At 59.1% G+C, this 16,669-nt stretch carries 18 protein-coding genes; 7 read left to right on the forward strand and 11 right to left on the reverse strand.

Annotated elements, in window-relative coordinates:
- Positions 1-251: 251 nt before the first annotated feature.
- The 4 genes from EPZ47_RS24555 (at position 252) to EPZ47_RS24570 (ending at position 3,696) form a co-directional block, all read left to right on the forward strand.
- Complete coding sequence (locus tag EPZ47_RS24555; protein ID WP_135847093.1) at positions 252-2,063, forward strand: penicillin-binding protein activator; 1,812 nt, start codon at positions 252-254, stop codon at positions 2,061-2,063.
- The gene (locus EPZ47_RS24560) at positions 2,063-2,425 is read left to right on the forward strand and encodes a YraN family protein (protein ID WP_135847094.1); all 363 of its coding nucleotides are present in this window, start codon (positions 2,063-2,065) and stop codon (positions 2,423-2,425) included. The genes EPZ47_RS24555 and EPZ47_RS24560 overlap by 1 nt, the downstream gene beginning before the upstream one ends.
- A gap of 102 nt (positions 2,426-2,527) precedes the next feature.
- Positions 2,528-3,121, forward strand: a complete 594-nt coding sequence (locus EPZ47_RS24565) for a phosphoheptose isomerase (RefSeq protein WP_007904374.1) — start codon at positions 2,528-2,530, stop codon at positions 3,119-3,121.
- Positions 3,118-3,696, forward strand: coding sequence for a BON domain-containing protein (locus EPZ47_RS24570; RefSeq protein WP_135847095.1), 579 nt, complete (start codon positions 3,118-3,120; stop codon positions 3,694-3,696). The genes EPZ47_RS24565 and EPZ47_RS24570 overlap by 4 nt, the downstream gene beginning before the upstream one ends.
- Positions 3,697-4,093: 397 nt before the next feature.
- On the opposite strand, the gene EPZ47_RS24575 is transcribed toward EPZ47_RS24570, so the two are convergent.
- From EPZ47_RS24575 to rplM, 7 genes are all read right to left on the reverse strand, one after another.
- Positions 4,094-4,507 (reverse strand): ClpXP protease specificity-enhancing factor, encoded by a 414-nt coding sequence (locus EPZ47_RS24575; RefSeq protein WP_135847096.1) that lies wholly within the window; start codon positions 4,505-4,507, stop codon positions 4,094-4,096.
- A 16-nt stretch (positions 4,508-4,523) separates the two neighbouring features.
- Positions 4,524-5,141, reverse strand: a complete 618-nt coding sequence (locus tag EPZ47_RS24580; protein WP_003178195.1) for a glutathione S-transferase N-terminal domain-containing protein — start codon at positions 5,139-5,141, stop codon at positions 4,524-4,526.
- Positions 5,142-5,292: 151 nt separating this feature from the next.
- On the reverse strand, positions 5,293-6,075 hold the full coding sequence (locus EPZ47_RS24585; protein ID WP_135847097.1) for a cytochrome c1: 783 nt from the start codon (positions 6,073-6,075) through the stop codon (positions 5,293-5,295).
- Positions 6,075-7,286 carry a cytochrome b gene (locus EPZ47_RS24590; RefSeq protein WP_046063607.1) on the reverse strand — a complete coding sequence of 404 codons (1,212 nt, stop codon included), beginning with the start codon at positions 7,284-7,286 and terminating at the stop codon, positions 6,075-6,077. The genes EPZ47_RS24585 and EPZ47_RS24590 overlap by 1 nt, the downstream gene beginning before the upstream one ends.
- Entirely contained in the window at positions 7,286-7,879 is a 594-nt protein-coding gene (gene petA / locus EPZ47_RS24595) for a ubiquinol-cytochrome c reductase iron-sulfur subunit (protein WP_007905300.1), read from the reverse strand. Before petA ends, EPZ47_RS24590 begins: the two co-directional genes overlap by 1 nt.
- Positions 7,880-8,134: 255 nt before the next feature.
- Positions 8,135-8,527, reverse strand: a complete 393-nt coding sequence (rpsI, locus tag EPZ47_RS24600; protein ID WP_003205364.1) for a 30S ribosomal protein S9 — start codon at positions 8,525-8,527, stop codon at positions 8,135-8,137.
- A gap of 14 nt (positions 8,528-8,541) precedes the next feature.
- The gene (gene rplM, locus EPZ47_RS24605; protein WP_003205365.1) at positions 8,542-8,970 is read right to left on the reverse strand and encodes a 50S ribosomal protein L13; all 429 of its coding nucleotides are present in this window, start codon (positions 8,968-8,970) and stop codon (positions 8,542-8,544) included.
- Positions 8,971-9,215: 245 nt separating this feature from the next.
- On the opposite strand from rplM, the gene EPZ47_RS24610 reads away from it, so the two are divergent.
- Positions 9,216-10,256, forward strand: a complete 1,041-nt coding sequence (locus tag EPZ47_RS24610; RefSeq protein WP_135847098.1) for an NADP(H)-dependent aldo-keto reductase — start codon at positions 9,216-9,218, stop codon at positions 10,254-10,256.
- A gap of 134 nt (positions 10,257-10,390) precedes the next feature.
- Here the strand turns inward: EPZ47_RS24610 and EPZ47_RS24615 are convergent, their stop codons facing one another.
- Positions 10,391-11,527, reverse strand: coding sequence for an acyl-CoA dehydrogenase family protein (locus EPZ47_RS24615; protein ID WP_135847099.1), 1,137 nt, complete (start codon positions 11,525-11,527; stop codon positions 10,391-10,393).
- A gap of 244 nt (positions 11,528-11,771) precedes the next feature.
- Between EPZ47_RS24615 and EPZ47_RS24620 the strand changes: the two genes are divergently transcribed.
- Positions 11,772-12,668 (forward strand): GlxA family transcriptional regulator, encoded by an 897-nt coding sequence (locus EPZ47_RS24620; RefSeq protein ID WP_178084336.1) that lies wholly within the window; start codon positions 11,772-11,774, stop codon positions 12,666-12,668.
- Between the two features lie 95 nt (positions 12,669-12,763).
- Here EPZ47_RS24620 and zapE read toward each other — a convergent pair whose 3' ends face one another.
- The 3 genes from zapE to EPZ47_RS24635 form a co-directional block, all read right to left on the reverse strand.
- Positions 12,764-13,858, reverse strand: a complete 1,095-nt coding sequence (gene zapE, locus EPZ47_RS24625) for a cell division protein ZapE (RefSeq protein WP_135847101.1) — start codon at positions 13,856-13,858, stop codon at positions 12,764-12,766.
- A gap of 101 nt (positions 13,859-13,959) precedes the next feature.
- Positions 13,960-15,315: a tryptophan--tRNA ligase gene (locus EPZ47_RS24630; protein ID WP_135847102.1), complete on the reverse strand. Its 1,356-nt coding sequence runs from the start codon at positions 15,313-15,315 to the stop codon at positions 13,960-13,962.
- Between the two features lie 24 nt (positions 15,316-15,339).
- On the reverse strand, positions 15,340-15,969 hold the full coding sequence (locus tag EPZ47_RS24635; protein WP_135848066.1) for an alpha/beta hydrolase: 630 nt from the start codon (positions 15,967-15,969) through the stop codon (positions 15,340-15,342).
- 148 nt (positions 15,970-16,117) lie between these two features.
- On the opposite strand from EPZ47_RS24635, the gene EPZ47_RS24640 reads away from it, so the two are divergent.
- On the forward strand, positions 16,118-16,552 hold the full coding sequence (locus EPZ47_RS24640) for a Z-ring associated ZapG family protein (RefSeq protein WP_135847103.1): 435 nt from the start codon (positions 16,118-16,120) through the stop codon (positions 16,550-16,552).
- Positions 16,553-16,669 lie beyond the last annotated feature (117 nt).

Consider the following 16,669-nt stretch of genomic DNA (forward strand, 5'->3'; position numbering starts at 1 on the left):
AGCGAGGCTGCGATCTTTCCCCCGACACTTGAATCTCAAGCGAAAGATCAAAAGATCGCAGGCTGCGCCAGCGCCTACAGAGCCCAGCGGGAGCAAGCGCCCTCGCCACAAAGGGTCAATACCTCGTCTTTTTTGCTGCGCCGCACTCTTTGAAATACCTAAATTGATCGATTCACGCCACTAACATCGCGCCCCGGCCAGTGCTTGGGTACAATTCGAGGCTAATTTGATCTCGTATCAGGAACACTTACATGATCGCTTGCCTGCGGCTGCTTTCCGCCCTCTGCCTCGCTGCCCTCCTGGCGGCTTGCGCCAGCTCGCCCTCGTCCAGCCTTGGCGAACTTCCCCGGACCCCAGATGCCAGTATCGAGCAGTTGCTCGAACAGGCCGCCCAAAGTAAAACACCGGAAAAAGCCGCCCTTTTGCGCCTGAGCGCAGCAGACCTGGCCTACCGTCAAGGGAATGCCGGCCAGTCCGCGCAGATCCTGCAACAAGTGCCTATGGAGCAACTCAAGCCCGGCCAGCAGATTTTCGCCAGCACGCTGTCGGCGGAACTGGCGATGACCCGCAATCAACCCAAGGCCGCGCTGACCGCCCTTAGCCACCCGAGCCTGCAACACCTGAGCGAAATGCCGGTAGAGCAACAGGTGCGAACTGGCACCATCCGCGCCCGCGCCCTGGAGGCCGATGGCCAGACCCTGGCGGCTGCCAAGGAGCGCATCTTTATCGCGCCCCTGCTGGAGAACGAAGCGGCAGCGAAAAACCACGAAGCGATCTGGACATTGATCGCCTCGCTGCCCACCGACCAACTGCAGCCGACCACCACCGACGACCTCGGCGGCTGGTTGAGCCTGGCCAAGGCAGTGAAAACCGCCGGCACCCTGGAGCAGCAACAGGCCGCTATCGACAGCTGGCGCGAACAGAACCCGAAGCACCCGGCGGCCCTTCAACTGCCGACACCTCTGGTCAAGCTCAAGGCGCTGGCAAGCCAGCCGCTGAGCAAGATCGCCCTGCTGCTGCCACAAAGTGGTCCGCTGACCACTGTCGCCAAAGCCCTGCGCGAAGGCTTCATGGCTGCGCACTACCAGGCTCAACAGGCTGGGCAGAAACCGCCGAGCATTCAGTTCTACGACAGTGCCAGCCTGACCTCCATGGACGAGTTCTATCGCAAGGCCCAGGCTGACGGCGTGCAACTGGTCGTCGGCCCGCTGGAAAAACCACTGGTCAAACAGATCAGCGCCCGCCCTCAGCTGCCGATCACCACCCTGGCGCTGAACTACAGCGAAGGCGAACAAGGCCCACCCCAACTGTTCCAGTTCGGCCTGGCTCCCGAGGATGAAGCTCGCGAAGTCTCCCGCCGTGCCCGTGCCGATGGCCTGCATCGCGCCGCTGTCATGGTACCGAAGGGTGAATGGGGCGATCGCGTACTGAAAGCCTTCAGCCAGGACTGGCAGGCCAACGGCGGTACCATCATCGCCATTGAACGGGTTGACCAACCGGTGCAACTGGCCCAGCAGATCGCCGACATGTTCCAACTGCGCCAGAGCGAAGGTCGCGCCAAGAACCTGCAAAGCACCGTCGGTGCCACGGTCGCGGCCCAGCCGTCCCGCCGCCAGGACATCGAGTTCATCTTCCTGGCGTCGACTCCGCAACAGGCGCAGCAGATCAAGCCGACCCTGAACTTCCAGTACGCCGGCGACGTGCCGGTCTATGCGACTTCCCAGGTGTTCAGCGCCAGCGGCGACCAGAACCAGTACAACGACATGAACGGCATTCGCTTCTGCGAAACCCCCTGGTTGCTCGATGCCAACGACCCGCTGCGCCAGCAGGTCACCGCTCAGTGGCCCCAGGCGGGCGGCAGCATAGGCCGGTTGTACGCAATGGGGGCGGACGCCTATCGCCTGGCACCGCGCCTGGGCCAGCTCAAGACCTTGCCGGACAGCCGCATCGAAGGCCTGTCAGGCAGCCTGGCAGTGTCTCCCTCCCAACGCGTGCAACGTCAATTACCCTGGGCTGAATTCGTCAACGGCCAGGTACAACGCCTGCCGGACACCCAGCGCTGATGCCTGACCGGTCACGCCAGCAAAGCGGACGAGATGCCGAGGGCCAGGCCCTCGCGCATCTTCAACAACAAGGTCTGCGCCTGCTGGCGCAGAACTGGTTATGCAAACGCGGCGAGCTTGATCTGGTCATGCTTGACGGCGATACAGTAGTATTCGTCGAAGTCCGCTACAGAAAAAACACCCAATGGGGCGGTGCGCTCGACAGCATCGACGGGCGCAAGCGCCAGAAGCTGATTTTCGCCGCGCAGTATTTTCTGCAAAGGGAGTCTCGCTGGGCCGATCATCCTTGCCGTTTCGACGTCGTTGCCATCGACAGCAACGCCGATCAGTTGAACTGGCTACAGAACGCCTTCGACAGCTGAATATCCATGCCGAGCCGGACACCTTCACTTAACTTTTTTGCTCTTTGCTTTGCGGGCCGCACATGTTTGTGCCGATGAGCCGCGCTACTTAAGGTCACACAGATGGACATGCAATCGCGAATTCGCCAGCTTTTTCAGGCCAGTATCGACACCAAGCAACAGGCGATGGACGTACTTGCACCGCACATCGAGCAAGCCAGCCAAGTGATGGTCAACGCCCTGCTCAACGAAGGCAAAATGCTTTCGTGTGGCAACGGCGGCTCTGCCGGCGACGCCCAGCACTTCTCGTCGGAGCTGCTCAACCGCTTCGAACGCGAGCGTCCGAGCCTGCCGGCCATCGCGCTGACCACCGACAGCTCGACGATCACCTCGATCGCCAACGACTACAGCTACAACGAAATATTCTCCAAACAGATCCGCGCCCTGGGCCAACCCGGCGACGTGCTGCTGGCGATTTCCACCAGCGGTAACTCAGCCAATATTATTCAAGCGATCCAGGCCGCACATGATCGCGAAATGATTGTCGTAGCATTGACCGGTCGTGACGGCGGCGGCATGGCGTCACTGTTGTTGCCTGAAGACGTCGAGATCCGCGTACCGGCCAATGTCACTGCACGTATTCAGGAAGTCCACCTGCTGGCGATCCACTGCCTTTGCGACTTGATCGACAGCCAACTGTTCGGGAGTGAAGAATGACCCCTAATCGCCTAGGCCTTCTGGCCCTGACCCTATGCCTCGGCATCAGCGGCTGCACATCGGTGGTTAACGCCAGCCGGGAAAAGCCGATTGAAGATGACCGCGGCACCCGCACCTTCGGCAGCAAGATCGATGATTCCCTGATCGAAACCAAAGTGGGAGTGAACATCGCCAAGGCCGACCCGGACCTGGACAACAATTCGCACATCGTCGTTACCAGCTTCAACGGTGTTGTATTGCTGGCCGGCCAGACCCCACGCGCCGACCTCAAGGCCAAGGCCGAACAGGAAGCCAGCGCGGTGCAACGGGTCAAGACCGTGCATAACGAACTGCAAGTGCTGTCACCCTCCTCGCTGCTGGCACGCCAGAACGACGCGTGGCTGACGACCAAGATCAAAACTCAGATGCTCACCGACGCCAGTATTCCTGGTTCGCGCATCAAGGTTGTGACTGAGAATGGCATTGTCTATCTGCTGGGCTTGTTGACCAAGAAAGAGGCCGCGCAGGCGACCAATCTGGTGCAGGGTGTGTCCGGGGTGCAGAAAATCGTCAAGTTGTTTGAGTACATTGACTGATACTTCAGTTGTCCAAGAAAAACGGCGCTTCTTCAGAGATGGAAAGCGCCGTTTTTTTTGGCTTCGTTTTTTTTTGGGGGGGGAGTTTGATCGGTGTGTATATCCGTTGCTGCGGTAACGGCGGCGTAGGGTTCCGCCCTTACGGCGGGTCACTTTCGAAGAGCGCGAAAGTAACCAAAGCGCTTTTGCCCCACCACTCGGTGTGTCCGGTCCGTACACGCTTCTCAAAAGTGAGCCGCTGTAAGAGCGGAACCATAAGCCGCCGCTACCGCAGCAACGGACATACACACCGACTAAACAGCAAAAAAATGCCCGCATCTCACGACACAGGCATTTTCCTAACCAGGCTGCCAGGCCTTCACCCAGTCCATGACTGAATAGCCTTTAGCACAGCCCGCTATTTCACCACTTTCAGACTAGGCCGCCCGCTAGGACGTGGCGGCTCGTCATCCGGTGGCGGCAGATCATCATCCGGCTCGAGCTCCTCTTCGCCATCCAGCGGCGCCTCCAGCTCAAACACCATGCCCTGACCGTTCTCCCGGGCATAAATCCCCAGGATCGAAGCGATAGGCACGTACAAGGTGTGTGGCACACCACCGAAGCGCCCTTCGAAGCTGACAGCGTCGTTATCCATGTGCAGGTGACGCACGGCGGCCGGCGATACGTTCAGGACAATCTGCCCGTCGTTGGCAAAGCCCTGCGGCACCTGCACCGACGGATACTCGGCATTGACCAGCATGTGCGGGGTGCAATCGTTGTCCACAATCCACTCATAGAGCGCGCGGACCAGATAAGGTCGACTGGAGTTCATAGCGGCTCCCTAAGCCTTAGCGCATGTCGCGTTCGACGCCAGACAGACTCGCCTGGAAAGCCTCACGCGCAAATTGGCGCTCCATATAATCAAGCAGCGGCTTGGCAGGCCGCGGCAGTTCGATACCCAGAATCGGCAAACGCCAGAGTATTGGCAATAGGCAGCAATCCACCAGACTTTGTTCCTCACTGAGGAAGAACGGTTTGTCGACGAACAGCGGCGATACGCCAGTCAGGCTTTCACGCAACTCTTTACGCGCAACCACCCGCGCCGGTTCCTTGGTTCGTGAATCCAGGATCAGATCCACCAGCCCGCACCAGTCACGCTGGATGCGATGGATCAGCAGACGGCTGTTGGCGCGCGCGACAGGGTACACCGGCAGCAAAGGCGGATGCGGATAACGCTCATCCAGGTATTCCATCACCACGGTCGACTCCCACAATGCCAGGTCACGATCGACCAGTGTGGGCAGACTGCCGTAAGGGTTCACTTCGATCAGCTTCGGCGGCTGACGGCCCGCTTCCACGTAAATGATCTCGGCGCTGACACCCTTCTCTGCCAGTACGATGCGTACCCGGTGGGAATAGTGGTCGGCGGGGTCGGAGTAACAGGCCAACCGATTGGTCACGCCCATGGCGATCCTCCTCGCTTGTTGAAATTATCGAAAAACGGAAAAACGAGCGCGCCCAAAGGGCGCCTCCCGTAACACCTGGCTGACCAGGCTCGTTACACTTTCAGAGACGCCCTTGGGCGCGCACGATTAACAGCAACGGATTACAGCTTTATCAATGCACGTCTTTCCAGTATTCGCGCTTAAGCAGGTAAGCGAATACGAAGAAGAACGCCAGGTACAGCAATACATACGTACCGATGCGCTGATGCTCCAGCTTCACCGGGTTGGCCGAGTAGGCCAGGAAGGTCACCAGATTCTTGACCTTCTCATCGAACTGCTCTGGGGTCAGGCTACCAGTGTTCGGCAACACGGTCAGTTGGTCGCAGGCTTCATGGGTCAAAGCGGTGCCAGTCAACGGGTCATATTGCTTCTTGCCGTCCTCGACGATTTGCACCTGCTTGCAGCCTACCACCTGGCGCCCCTGCAGGCCGACCAGAACGTTCGGCATGCCGACGTTCGGGAAGACCTTGTTGTTCACGCCCCATGGACGCGCAGGATCTTCATAGAACGAACGCAGGTAGCCGTAGAGCCAGTCGGTACCGCGCACGCGCGCCACCAGGGTCAGGTCCGGCGGTGCAGCGCCAAACCAGGTCTTGGCGTCTGCCGGTTGCATGCCGATGCTCATGTGGTCGCCCAGCTTGGCACCGGTGAACACCAGCTTCTCGAGCATCAGCTCATGAGGAATGCCCAAGTCATCGGCTACGCGCTCGTAACGCTGGAACTTGGCACTGTGGCAACCCATGCAGTAGTTGGCGAACGTACGCGCGCCGTCCTGCATGGCCGCTTTGTCAGAAACGTCGATATCGACTTTTTCCAACTCCGGACCACCGGATGCGGACGCAAAGGACAAAACAGGCATAGCAGCAAGAATCAGTGCAGAAAATAGCTTTTTCATCAGCCAGTCACCCTTTCCGGAACCGGTTTGGTCTTCTCGAGCCTGGTGTAGAACGGCATCAGAATGAAGTAGGCGAAGTACAAGAAGGTGCAGACCTGCGACAGCAGTGTCCGGCCCGGGGTCGGAGCGAGTACGCCCAGCACGCCGAGGATCACGAACGAGATGCAGAACACCACCAGCCAGATCTTGCTCAGCCAGCCTTTGTAGCGCATCGACTTGACGGGGCTGCGGTCCAGCCACGGCAGGACGAACAGCACGGCGATGGCCGCGCCCATGGCGATGACGCCCAGCAGCTTGTCCGGAATCGCCCGCAGAATCGCGTAGAACGGCGTGAAGTACCAGACCGGGGCAATGTGCTCAGGGGTCTTGAAGGCGTTCGCCTGCTCGAAGTTCGGTTTCTCGAGGAAATAACCACCCATTTCCGGGAAGAAGAACACGATGGAGCAGAAGATGAACAGGAAGACCACCACGCCGACGATATCTTTCACGGTGTAGTACGGGTGGAAGGCGATGCCATCCAGCGGTACGCCGTTCTCATCCTTGTGCTTCTTGATGTCCACGCCATCCGGGTTGTTCGAGCCGACTTCGTGCAGCGCCAGGATGTGCAGCACCACCAGACCGAGGATCACGATCGGCAGGGCCACGACATGCAGGGCGAAGAAGCGGTTCAGGGTAATGCCGGAGATCAGGTAGTCACCACGGATCCATTGGGTCAGGTCATCACCGATGACCGGGATCGCACCGAACAGCGAGATGATCACCTGGGCACCCCAGTAGGACATCTGGCCCCATGGCAGCAGGTAGCCCATGAAGGCCTCAGCCATCAGCGCCAGGTAGATCAGCATGCCAAAGACCCACACCAACTCACGCGGTTTCTGGTACGAACCGTAGAGCAGGCCACGGAACATGTGCAGGTAGACCACGATGAAGAACGCCGAAGCGCCGGTGGAGTGCAGCAGACGCAGGATCGAGCCGTACTCGACGTCGCGCATGATGTATTCGACGGAAGCAAACGCCTCTTCCGCCGAAGGGGTGTAGCTCATGGTCAGCCAGACACCGGTAACGATCTGGTTGACCAGAACGAGCAAGGCCAGGGAGCCAAAGAAGTAGAAGAAGTTGAAGTTTTTTGGAGCGTAGTACTTGCTGAGATGGTCTTCCCACATTTTGGTCGCGGGAAAGCGCGCATCAACCCAATCCATGAATTTGCTCATCACGCTTTCTCCGTATCGACGCCGATGACAATGATGTCGTCGGTCTCATAGGAATGCGGGGGAACTGGCAGGTTCAGAGGTGCAGGCTGTGATTTGTAGACGCGACCCGCCAGGTCGTAGTGGGAGCCGTGGCAAGGGCAGAAATAACCACCGACCCAGTCCTTGCCCAGATCGGCAGGGGCCACTTCAGGACGGAACGTTGGTGAGCAACCCAGGTGCGTGCAGATCCCGATCAGCAGCAGGACTTCCGGCTTGATCGAACGCGTCTCCGGATCGACATAGGTCGGTTGCGTGGAGTTCTTGGAGGTAGGGTCAGACAGCTGGCCCTCGATCTTTTTCAGATTCCCCAGGATTTCCTCGGTACGGCGGACGATGAACACCGGCTGACCGCGCCATTCAGCAATCATCTGCTGGCCTGGCTCGATCTTGCTGACATTCACTTTCACCGGTGCACCTGCAGCTTTCGCCTTGGCACTGGGAAACCATGACCCCACGAACGGGACCGCAGCCCCCACCGCTCCTGCAGCACCCACCACGGATGTGGCTGCTACCAGGAAGCGACGCCGGCCTGCATTCACGCCGTCATTGCTCATTCAGTCCTCTCCCATCAGCTTTGTGGCCTGTTAAATCAGGCGTCTACTAAGTAAAAATCTGAACTTATAAAAATTTTGCCGAATGGTAATGAAAAGCCCCAATATTGACAAGGTAATTACCAAGCGGCCAAACCGCCAAGCCTTGTAGTATAGGGCCTCTACGGATGTGGCAAGTTGTCACAGGATAAATATTTCGCCCATAAAAAAACGCCCAGCTCCGTAAGGAACTGGGCGCTTTTTGAACGCAAAAGCGAATTAACGCTTCGAGTACTGCGGACGCTTACGCGCTTTACGCAGACCGACTTTCTTACGTTCAACTTCGCGAGCATCGCGAGTTACGAAGCCGGCTTTGCGCAGAGCACCGCGCAGAGTTTCGTCGTAATCCATCAGGGCGCGAGTGATGCCGTGGCGGATTGCGCCAGCTTGACCACTTACACCACCACCGATAACAGTGACGTAGATGTCGAATTTTTCGACGGTCTCGGTCAGTTCCAGCGGCTGACGAACTACCATGCGGGCAGTTTCGCGGCCGAAGAAGTTATCCAGGGAGCGGTTGTTGATGGAGATGTTACCAGTACCCGGACGCAGGAAAACGCGTGCGGTTGCAGTCTTGCGACGGCCAGTGCCGTAATTTTGAGTCGCCGACATAATGAACTATTCCGTTAAAACTTCAGTTCTTGGGGCTGCTGAGCAGTATGAGGGTGAGCAGCGCCCGCATAAACCTTCAGCTTACGATACATGTCGCGACCCAGTGGGTTTTTAGGCAGCATGCCTTTAACCGCGGTCTCGATCACGCGCTCAGGGGCTTTGGCGATCAGCTTTTCGAAGTTGATCGACTTGATGCCGCCAGGAAAACCGGAGTGGGAGTAGTACATTTTGTCAGTGGTTTTAGCGCCAGTAACACGTACTTGCTCAGCATTGATCACGACGATGTAGTCACCGGTGTCAACGTGAGGGGTGTACTCAGGCTTGTGCTTGCCACGCAGACGGCTCGCGATTTCGGTGGCCAGACGACCCAGGGTCTGACCAGCAGCGTCGACGACAAACCAGTCGCGCTTTACTGTTTCCGGTTTAGCAGTAAAAGTTTTCATTCTTTATAGCCTCAGGGGCCGCCCTGTAAATTAGACGGCGGATCTTACTGAATAGTGCGTACTTTGACAAGTCAAAGGCAGCCGGATACAGACGCTTTCGGGGGCTCGGGTCGGCGCGTCCGTTCAACGGCAAGATTCTTCGGCGGCGGCGCATCACTTCCACTGCAGAAAGAGGTGCGCAATTATGCAGATTGCGAAAAATATTTCAACCTGCTTTTATGATTGTTTTGCCCAAGGAGTCACCGATGGACTATCGCCAGCTAGGCCGTACCGATCTGAACGTGAGCGCCCTGTGCCTCGGAACCATGACCTGGGGTGAGCAGAACAGCGAGGCCGAGGCCTTTGCCCAGATCGAGCGCGCCAAGGGTGCCGGCATCAATTTCATCGACACTGCCGAGATGTACCCGGTACCACCGAAAGCCGAGACCTACGCCACCACCGAGCGCTACATCGGCAATTATTTCAAGAACCGCGGCGACCGCGCCGACTGGATCCTGGCGAGCAAGATCGCCGGCCCTGGCAACACCATCGACTACATCCGCGACAAAAACCTCAAGCACAACCGCCAGCACATCGTCGAAGCCGTGGATGCCAGCCTCAAGCGCCTGCAAACCGACTGGATCGATCTTTACCAGTTGCACTGGCCGGAACGCAGCACCAACTTCTTTGGCCAGCTGGGCTACCAGCACAAGGCCGACGAGGACTTCACCCCGTTGGAGGAAACCCTCGAAGCTCTGGACGAACAGGTCCGGGCCGGCAAGATCCGCCACATCGGCCTGTCCAACGAAACGCCGTGGGGCACCATGAAATTCCTCGCCCTGGCCGAGGCCCGTGGCTGGCCGCGAGCGGTGTCGATCCAGAATCCGTACAACCTGCTCAACCGCAGCTTCGAAGTCGGCCTCGCGGAAATCGCCATCCGCGAACAGTGCGGCCTGCTGGCCTACTCGCCCCTGGCATTCGGCTTCCTGTCGGGCAAATACGAAAACGGTGCACGGCCAGCCAAGGGTCGCCTGACGCTCTATAGCCGCTTCATGCGCTACTTCAATCCGCAATCGGAAGCGGCGTGCAGCCGTTATGTGGCGTTGGCCCGCGAACATGGCCTGGACCCGGCCCAGATGGCCCTGGCGTTCGTCACGCAGCAACCGTTCGTGACCAGCAACATCATTGGCGCCACCACGCTGGAGCAACTGGACAGCAACATTGCCAGCTTCGACCTGAAGCTGTCGGATGAAGTGCTGGCGGGGATCGAGGCGATCCACAAGGATCAGCCGAACCCGGCGCCTTGATTGCCCGGTAAAAAGCCTTCGCGAGCAAGCCCGCTCCCACAGAGGGGCTGTGTCGATCACGAAATAGTGCTCAGACACAAATCCCCTGTGGGAGCGGGCTTGCTCGCGAAGGCAATCTTGAATTCACCCCATAATCAAAGCGACCGCGCAATAATCTCCTTCATGATTTCATTGGTCCCGGCATAGATCCGCTGCACCCGCGCATCCGCCCACGCCCGGGCAATCGGGTATTCCCACATGAAGCCGTAGCCGCCGTGCAACTGCACGCATTCGTCGAGCACCCTGCATTGCAGGTCGGTGCCCCAGTACTTGGCCATTGCCGCCGTCGGCACGTCGAGCTTGCCTTGCAGGTGCAGTTCCAGGCAGCGGTCGACGAAAACCCGGCCGATCTGGATCTCGGTGGCCATTTCCGCCAGCTTGAAGCGAGTGTTCTGGAAGTCCGCGATGGATTTGCCAAACGCCTTGCGCTCGCGGGTGTAGTCCAACGTCCATTGCAACGCCGCTTCGGCCGAGGCCAGGCCTGCGATGGCAACGGTCAAGCGCTCCTGAGGGAGTTCCTGCATCAAGTAGGCGAAGCCCATTCCAGCCTGCCCGAGCAGGTTTTCCCTCGGCACGCGAACGTCCTGGAAGAACAATTCCGAGGTGTCCTGAGCCTTCATTCCGACTTTTTCCAGGCGCTTGCCCTTTTCGAAGCCAGGCGTGCCCGCCTCCACCAGGAACAGACTGGTGCCCTTGGCGCCAGCCTTGGGGTCAGTCTTGGCGACCACGATCACCAGATCGGCCAGGAAGCCATTGGTAATGAAGGTTTTCGAGCCGTTGATCACGTATTCATCACCGTCCAGCACTGCCGTGGTCTTCACGCCCTGCAGGTCGGAACCGGCGCCCGGCTCGGTCATGGCGATGGCCGTGACCATCTCCCCAGACACCAGTTTGGGCAGGTACTTGAGCTTCAGCGCTTCACTGCCGTAATGCAGGATGTAGGGCGCGACGATGTCGGAGTGCAGCGAGAAACCGATCCCTGTCAGCCCCAGGCGGCCGATCTCCTCGATCACTACCGTGCTGTAGAGGAAGTCTGCGTCCAGCCCGCCATAGGCCTCTGGAAGGTGCGAGCACAACATGCCCGCCTCCCCCGCCTTGTTCCAGAGTTGGCGATCGACATGCCCCTGTTTCTCCCACTGACTGTGGTACGGCACCGCTTCTTTTTCGAGGAAGGTTCGTACGCTGTCGCGAAACAATTCGTGCTCGGGAGCGAACAGGGTTCTTGGGATCATGGCGCACCTTTGATTATTGTTGGGTGTGGTTATCCAACAGAGCCTAAGCCTGCGATGTACGACAGGACACTGGACACATCCGACAAAAAATAAGACGATCCAGCCGTCTGATGACCACTTTCCCCTATAAAAATAAAGATGAATTATGTCTATGCACGTCTCCACGCCTTTGCGGCGCGTCAGCATCCTGGCGATCGACCGGGTTTTCGCCTCCACCCTCATGCAAGCCAAGGATTTTTTCCACCTGGCCAGCCTGCGCTACGGCAAACAACTGGGCCAGGGCCTGACCCCGGCGTTTGAAACCCGGCTGGTCAGCCCCGACGGCAAACCGGTGAACAGCTTCAGCGATGTGATCATGCCGGTGGACGGTGGCCTGGAAAATACCGACGTCATCATCCTCCCGGCGTTCTGGGATGATTTCGCCACCCTCTGCCAACGTTATCCCCAAGTCCTGCCCTGGCTGCGCGAACAACATGCTCGCGGCGCTGTACTCTGCGGCGAAGCCACCGGAGTGTTCTGGCTGGCTGAGTCCGGGCTGCTCGACGGCAAGGAAGCCACCACGTACTGGCGTTTCTTCAATGCCTTCAAGGAGCGTTTTCCCCAAGTACACCTGAACCAGGACAAGCACCTGACCGACGCCGACAACCTGTTCTGCGCCGGCGGCACGACCTCGGCCTGCGACCTCTACATTTACCTCATCGAGCGTTTCTGCGGCGCCAACGTGGCCCAGGCCGTGGCACGGGATATCCTGTACGAAGTGCAACGCAATTATTCACCCGGAAGAATCGGCTTTGGCGGTCAAAAACTGCACCAGGACGTGATCATCCTGCAGATCCAGCACTGGCTCGAAGAGCACTTCGCCGACAAGTTCCGCTTCGAGGACGTCGCCCGGGAACACGGCATGAGCATCCGCAATTTCATGCGCCGCTTCCAGACCGCCACCGGCGACAAACCGCTGCATTACCTGCAACGGCTGCGGATAGAAACCGCCAAGGGTCTGCTGTCCGGCAGCCGCAAAAGCATCAAGACCATCAGCTATGAAGTCGGCTACGACGACGCCAGCTTTTTCGCCCGACTGTTCCGGCAACATACCGACCTGTCGCCGAACCAGTATCGGCAGCAGTTTCAGCAGGCGGCATAACTGTGGGAGCTAGCTCGCTCCCACAGGGTCAGGTGGGGAATCACCACATACAAAAACGGCCTGCAATCGCAGGCCGTTTTTTTATCCGAATCACCCTACGGCTTATGCGCCCGAGCCAGGAACTCGTGGGATTGCATTTCCAGCAGACGACTCAAGGTCCGCTGAAATTCGAAAGTCAGGCGACCGCCGGTGTAGAGGTCCTTGAGTTCGACTTCGGCCGAGATAATCAGCTTCACGTTACGGTCGTAGAACTCGTCGACCATGTTGATGAAGCGCCGGGCGATGTCGTCGGTGGTGACGCTCATCTGCTCGACGTTGCTGAGCAGCACCGCGTGGAAAATCTTGCCCAACTCGATGTAGTCGTTCTGGCTGCGAGGGCCGTCGCACAGTTCGCGGAAGTCGAACCAGGCCACGTCATCGCACGTACGTACGGCGCGGATTTCGCGATTTTCGACGACCAATACATCGTTTTCCACGGCCTGGGTGCACTCCGGCGTCAGGGCTCGGAAGCTCTTGCGCAGGCTTTCTTCGGCAGCGGCGTCCAGGGGAAAGTGGAACAGCTCGGCTTGTTCGAGGTGACGCAGACGGTAATCGACACCGCTGTCGACGTTGACGATTTCGGTGTGCTGCTTGATCAGCGCGATGGCCGGCAGGAAGCGCGCCCGCTGCAGACCGTCCTTGTAGAGGCCGTCCGGCACGATGTTCGAGGTGGCGACCAGGGTCACACCATTCTTGAACAGTTCCTCCATCAAGGTGCCAAGGATCATAGCGTCGGTGATGTCGGAGACAAAAAACTCATCGAAGCAGATCACCCGTGTCTCGTCGGAGAAACGCTTGGCGATGATGGTCAGCGGGTTCTTCTCGCCGCCCAGGGTTTTCATTTCTTCATGCACACGCTTCATGAAGCGGTGAAAGTGCGTCCGGGTTTTTTCCTTGAACGGCAACGCCTCGAAAAACGTGTCCACCAGGTAAGTCTTGCCACGGCCCACGCCGCCCCAGAAATACAGGCCCCTGACGGGTGCCTGGTCTTTTTTGCCGAACAGTTTGCCCAACAAGCCCGGCTTGTTGTTCGAGGCGGCGACCAGATCGTCGTACAGGCGTTGCAAATGCCGCACGGCCGTTTCCTGGGCTGCGTCGTGGAAGAACTCCGGGCGTTTCAGATCAGCTTGATATCGTTCTAGGGGCGTCATATTCGTTAGCAAGGCAACAAAAACGGGCCGTCACTGTAGCGACGGCCCGCAGGAATGGCAATCGGCCCTTACTCGGGCCGATGATCGGGAGACGCCTGGGATCAGTCCTGGGCGGGCGTCAGGGCGATGCGCAACGCATCGACGGCTGCATCCCGGGCGGCGCTGTCCGCGAAGGCCGGGCTGTCTGCCACGCACTCGCCGTTGAGCCAGACACTGAAACTCAGGTCGTCGCTGCGTACGTCCAGTGGTTGGCCGGCTTGCAGTTGCTTGGTGACCTGGCCGGCCGTCTTGCCATCGGCAAAGTTGCGAGAGAGCACCAGTTGCTCGCCGTCAGCCGCCAGCAGACGGAAGCGGAAACTGCCGTCGTCTTCGCGAAAGCTCACGAAGCGTGCAGCCTTGGCGGTTTTCTTTTTGGTGCTGGTCGCCACTTGCACCTGGCTGACAAACGAGCGCAGGCCAACGGCTTCGCGCAGTTCGTTGAGGAACGGCGTCGCCACGGCCCGGGCTTTTTTCGCGCCCAGTTGCAGGATGTCTTCAAGGTCCGACGGACGCTCGATCAACTGGTGATAACGCTCGCGCGATTCACCCAGCTCACTGTCGAGCAACTGGAACAGGCGGTTCTTGGCTTCGCCCCAACCCAGGCCCTGCAGCAGTTCGCTACGGAACTCAGCCGATTGCGCTGGAGTGGCGAAAGCCTGGAACAGGGTGAACAGGTGCGAGTTGTCCGGATCCTTCGCTTCACCTGGAGCGCGGGAATCGGTGACGATCCGCGAGATCGCGTCTTTCATGTCCTTGGCGCTGCTGAACAACGGGATGGTGTTGTCGTAGCTCTTGGACATCTTGCGGCCATCGAGGCCCGGCAGCGTGGCGACGCTTTCCTCGATCAGCGCCTCGGGCATGGTGAAAAACTCCTTGCCCTGGCCGAACAGGTGGTTGAAGCGCTGACCGATGTCGCGGGCCATTTCCACGTGCTGGATCTGGTCGCGACCGACCGGCACCTTGTGAGCGTTGAACATCAGGATGTCGGCGGCCATCAGCACCGGGTAGCTGTACAGGCCCATGGTGATGCCGGCATCCGGGTCTTCACCGGTTTCGACATTCTTGTCCACCGAGGCCTTGTAGGCGTGGGCACGATTGAGCAGGCCCTTGGCGGCGACGCAGGTCAGCAGCCAGGTCAGCTCGGGGATCTCGGGAATATCGGACTGGCGATAAAAGGTCACGCGGTCCACGTCCAGGCCACCGGCCAGCCAGGTCGCGGCGATCTCCAGGCGCGAGCGTTGAATGCGCAGCGGGTCATCACACTTGATCAGGGCGTGGTAGTCGGCCAGGAAGTAGAACGAATCGGCGTTGCTGTCGCGACTGGCGAGGATCGCCGGGCGGATGGCGCCGGCGTAGTTGCCCAGGTGCGGGGTGCCGGTGGTGGTGATGCCGGTCAGGATACGGGTACGAGTCATCATGGGTTATCGCTTGTCAGACAGCAGTCAATTCGAGAGGCGCGGCAGGAGCAGATCCTTGAGATCAGTCAGCTTGCCATGAAAAAAGTGTCCGCATTCTGCCACTTTCAGCAGCTCATGGGGGCGTTGGAGCGTGTCGGACCATTGGTAAACCAACTGCGGATCGATGACTTCGTCGGTTTCCGGTTGGATCACGGTCAACTCGCCCCTCATCGGCAAGGGTGATTGCGCGTCCAGGCGCATCACCGCCGGGGCCACCATGAACAGGTGCTTGAGCGGTTGGCCCTGGGCTTCCAGGCGGCCGCCCAGGCTTGCAGCGACGAATCCGCCAAACGAAAAACCAAACACCGTCAGGGGCAGTTGCGGGTATTTCTCCAGCAACCACGCGGCTGCAGCCTGGGCATCGTCCACTTCACCGGACCCCATGTCATGACTGCCAGCGCTGGCGCCGACGCCACGATAATTGAAACGCAACGTAACCAGGCCAGCATCACGGGCAGTGCGTTGCAGGGTCGAGACCACTTTGTTGAGCATGGTCCCGCCCTGCACCGGGTTCGGGTGGCAGATCAGCGCCAGGCCACGGGGGGCCTCGCTGTCCAGGTACAAGGCTTCCAGTTGGCCCACCGGGCCATCGATCACTACAGGGGTTTCGCGCATAAGCAAGGGAAAGAACTCCGTGACCCCGAATAGGGTCGACTCGTCTAGCTAAAAGTCTGTGCCTGGCATGATTGCGATGTTCTTCGCGGTATACAGCGCAGGTCTGAGCCGTTAACGTAAAGCAAAGCCGTTTATAGAGGAAGGACTCGTGGAACACTCGCTCTTAGTTTGGTTGTTGCCGACTCTTGCCCTGGTTGCCGGTGTCGCCATTGGATTCCTGCTTGCCCGACTGCTGCCCAATGCGGTGCCCAACAGCACGCAACGTCAGCTGGACGACATTCAGGAACGTTTCGACAGTTATCAGAATGAAGTGGTCACCCACTTCAACAGCACCGCGTCTCTGGTGAAAAAACTCACCCAGAGCTACCAGGATGTCCAGGATCATTTGTCCGAGGGTGCCAATCGCCTGGCCCTCGACGAGCAGACTCGCCAACGCCTGCTGGCGGCCCTGCAGGCCGACTCTGCACAGGCTCCACGGGAACGCCTGACCCCGCCAAAGGATCAGGAACCGCCCCGGGACTACGCCCCCAAGGCCCCTAATTCGCCCGGCATGCTCGATGAGCATTACGGTTTGAAGAAGTAATTTTCAGCGACACCAAAAGCCCGCCCGGTCCCATGATCGGGCGGGCTTTTTTATTGGCTCGGGTCAGCACAGATCCTGCGCCCACCGCTGATTCCCTGTGGGAGCGAGCTTGCTCGC

It is taken from the genome of Pseudomonas viciae (assembly GCF_004786035.1).
Taxonomy (GTDB): Bacteria; Pseudomonadota; Gammaproteobacteria; order Pseudomonadales; family Pseudomonadaceae; genus Aquipseudomonas; species Aquipseudomonas viciae.

Bases quoted from the DNA above. Each gene is read 5' to 3' on its own strand.
- EPZ47_RS24555 (WP_135847093.1), top strand. From the start codon at position 252: ATGATCGCTTGCCTGCGGCTGCTTTCCGCCCTCTGCCTCGCTGCCCTC.
- EPZ47_RS24560 (WP_135847094.1), top strand. From the start codon at position 2,063: ATGCCTGACCGGTCACGCCAGCAAAGCGGACGAGATGCCGAGGGCCAG.
- EPZ47_RS24565 (WP_007904374.1), top strand. From the start codon at position 2,528: ATGGACATGCAATCGCGAATTCGCCAGCTTTTTCAGGCCAGTATCGAC.
- EPZ47_RS24570 (WP_135847095.1), top strand. From the start codon at position 3,118: ATGACCCCTAATCGCCTAGGCCTTCTGGCCCTGACCCTATGCCTCGGC.
- EPZ47_RS24575 (WP_135847096.1), bottom strand. From the start codon at position 4,507: ATGAACTCCAGTCGACCTTATCTGGTCCGCGCGCTCTATGAGTGGATT.
- EPZ47_RS24580 (WP_003178195.1), bottom strand. From the start codon at position 5,141: ATGGGCGTGACCAATCGGTTGGCCTGTTACTCCGACCCCGCCGACCAC.
- EPZ47_RS24585 (WP_135847097.1), bottom strand. From the start codon at position 6,075: ATGAAAAAGCTATTTTCTGCACTGATTCTTGCTGCTATGCCTGTTTTG.
- EPZ47_RS24590 (WP_046063607.1), bottom strand. From the start codon at position 7,286: ATGAGCAAATTCATGGATTGGGTTGATGCGCGCTTTCCCGCGACCAAA.
- petA (WP_007905300.1), bottom strand. From the start codon at position 7,879: ATGAGCAATGACGGCGTGAATGCAGGCCGGCGTCGCTTCCTGGTAGCA.
- rpsI (WP_003205364.1), bottom strand. From the start codon at position 8,527: ATGTCGGCGACTCAAAATTACGGCACTGGCCGTCGCAAGACTGCAACC.
- rplM (WP_003205365.1), bottom strand. From the start codon at position 8,970: ATGAAAACTTTTACTGCTAAACCGGAAACAGTAAAGCGCGACTGGTTT.
- EPZ47_RS24610 (WP_135847098.1), top strand. From the start codon at position 9,216: ATGGACTATCGCCAGCTAGGCCGTACCGATCTGAACGTGAGCGCCCTG.
- EPZ47_RS24615 (WP_135847099.1), bottom strand. From the start codon at position 11,527: ATGATCCCAAGAACCCTGTTCGCTCCCGAGCACGAATTGTTTCGCGAC.
- zapE (WP_135847101.1), bottom strand. From the start codon at position 13,858: ATGACGCCCCTAGAACGATATCAAGCTGATCTGAAACGCCCGGAGTTC.
- EPZ47_RS24630 (WP_135847102.1), bottom strand. From the start codon at position 15,315: ATGATGACTCGTACCCGTATCCTGACCGGCATCACCACCACCGGCACC.
- EPZ47_RS24635 (WP_135848066.1), bottom strand. From the start codon at position 15,969: ATGCGCGAAACCCCTGTAGTGATCGATGGCCCGGTGGGCCAACTGGAA.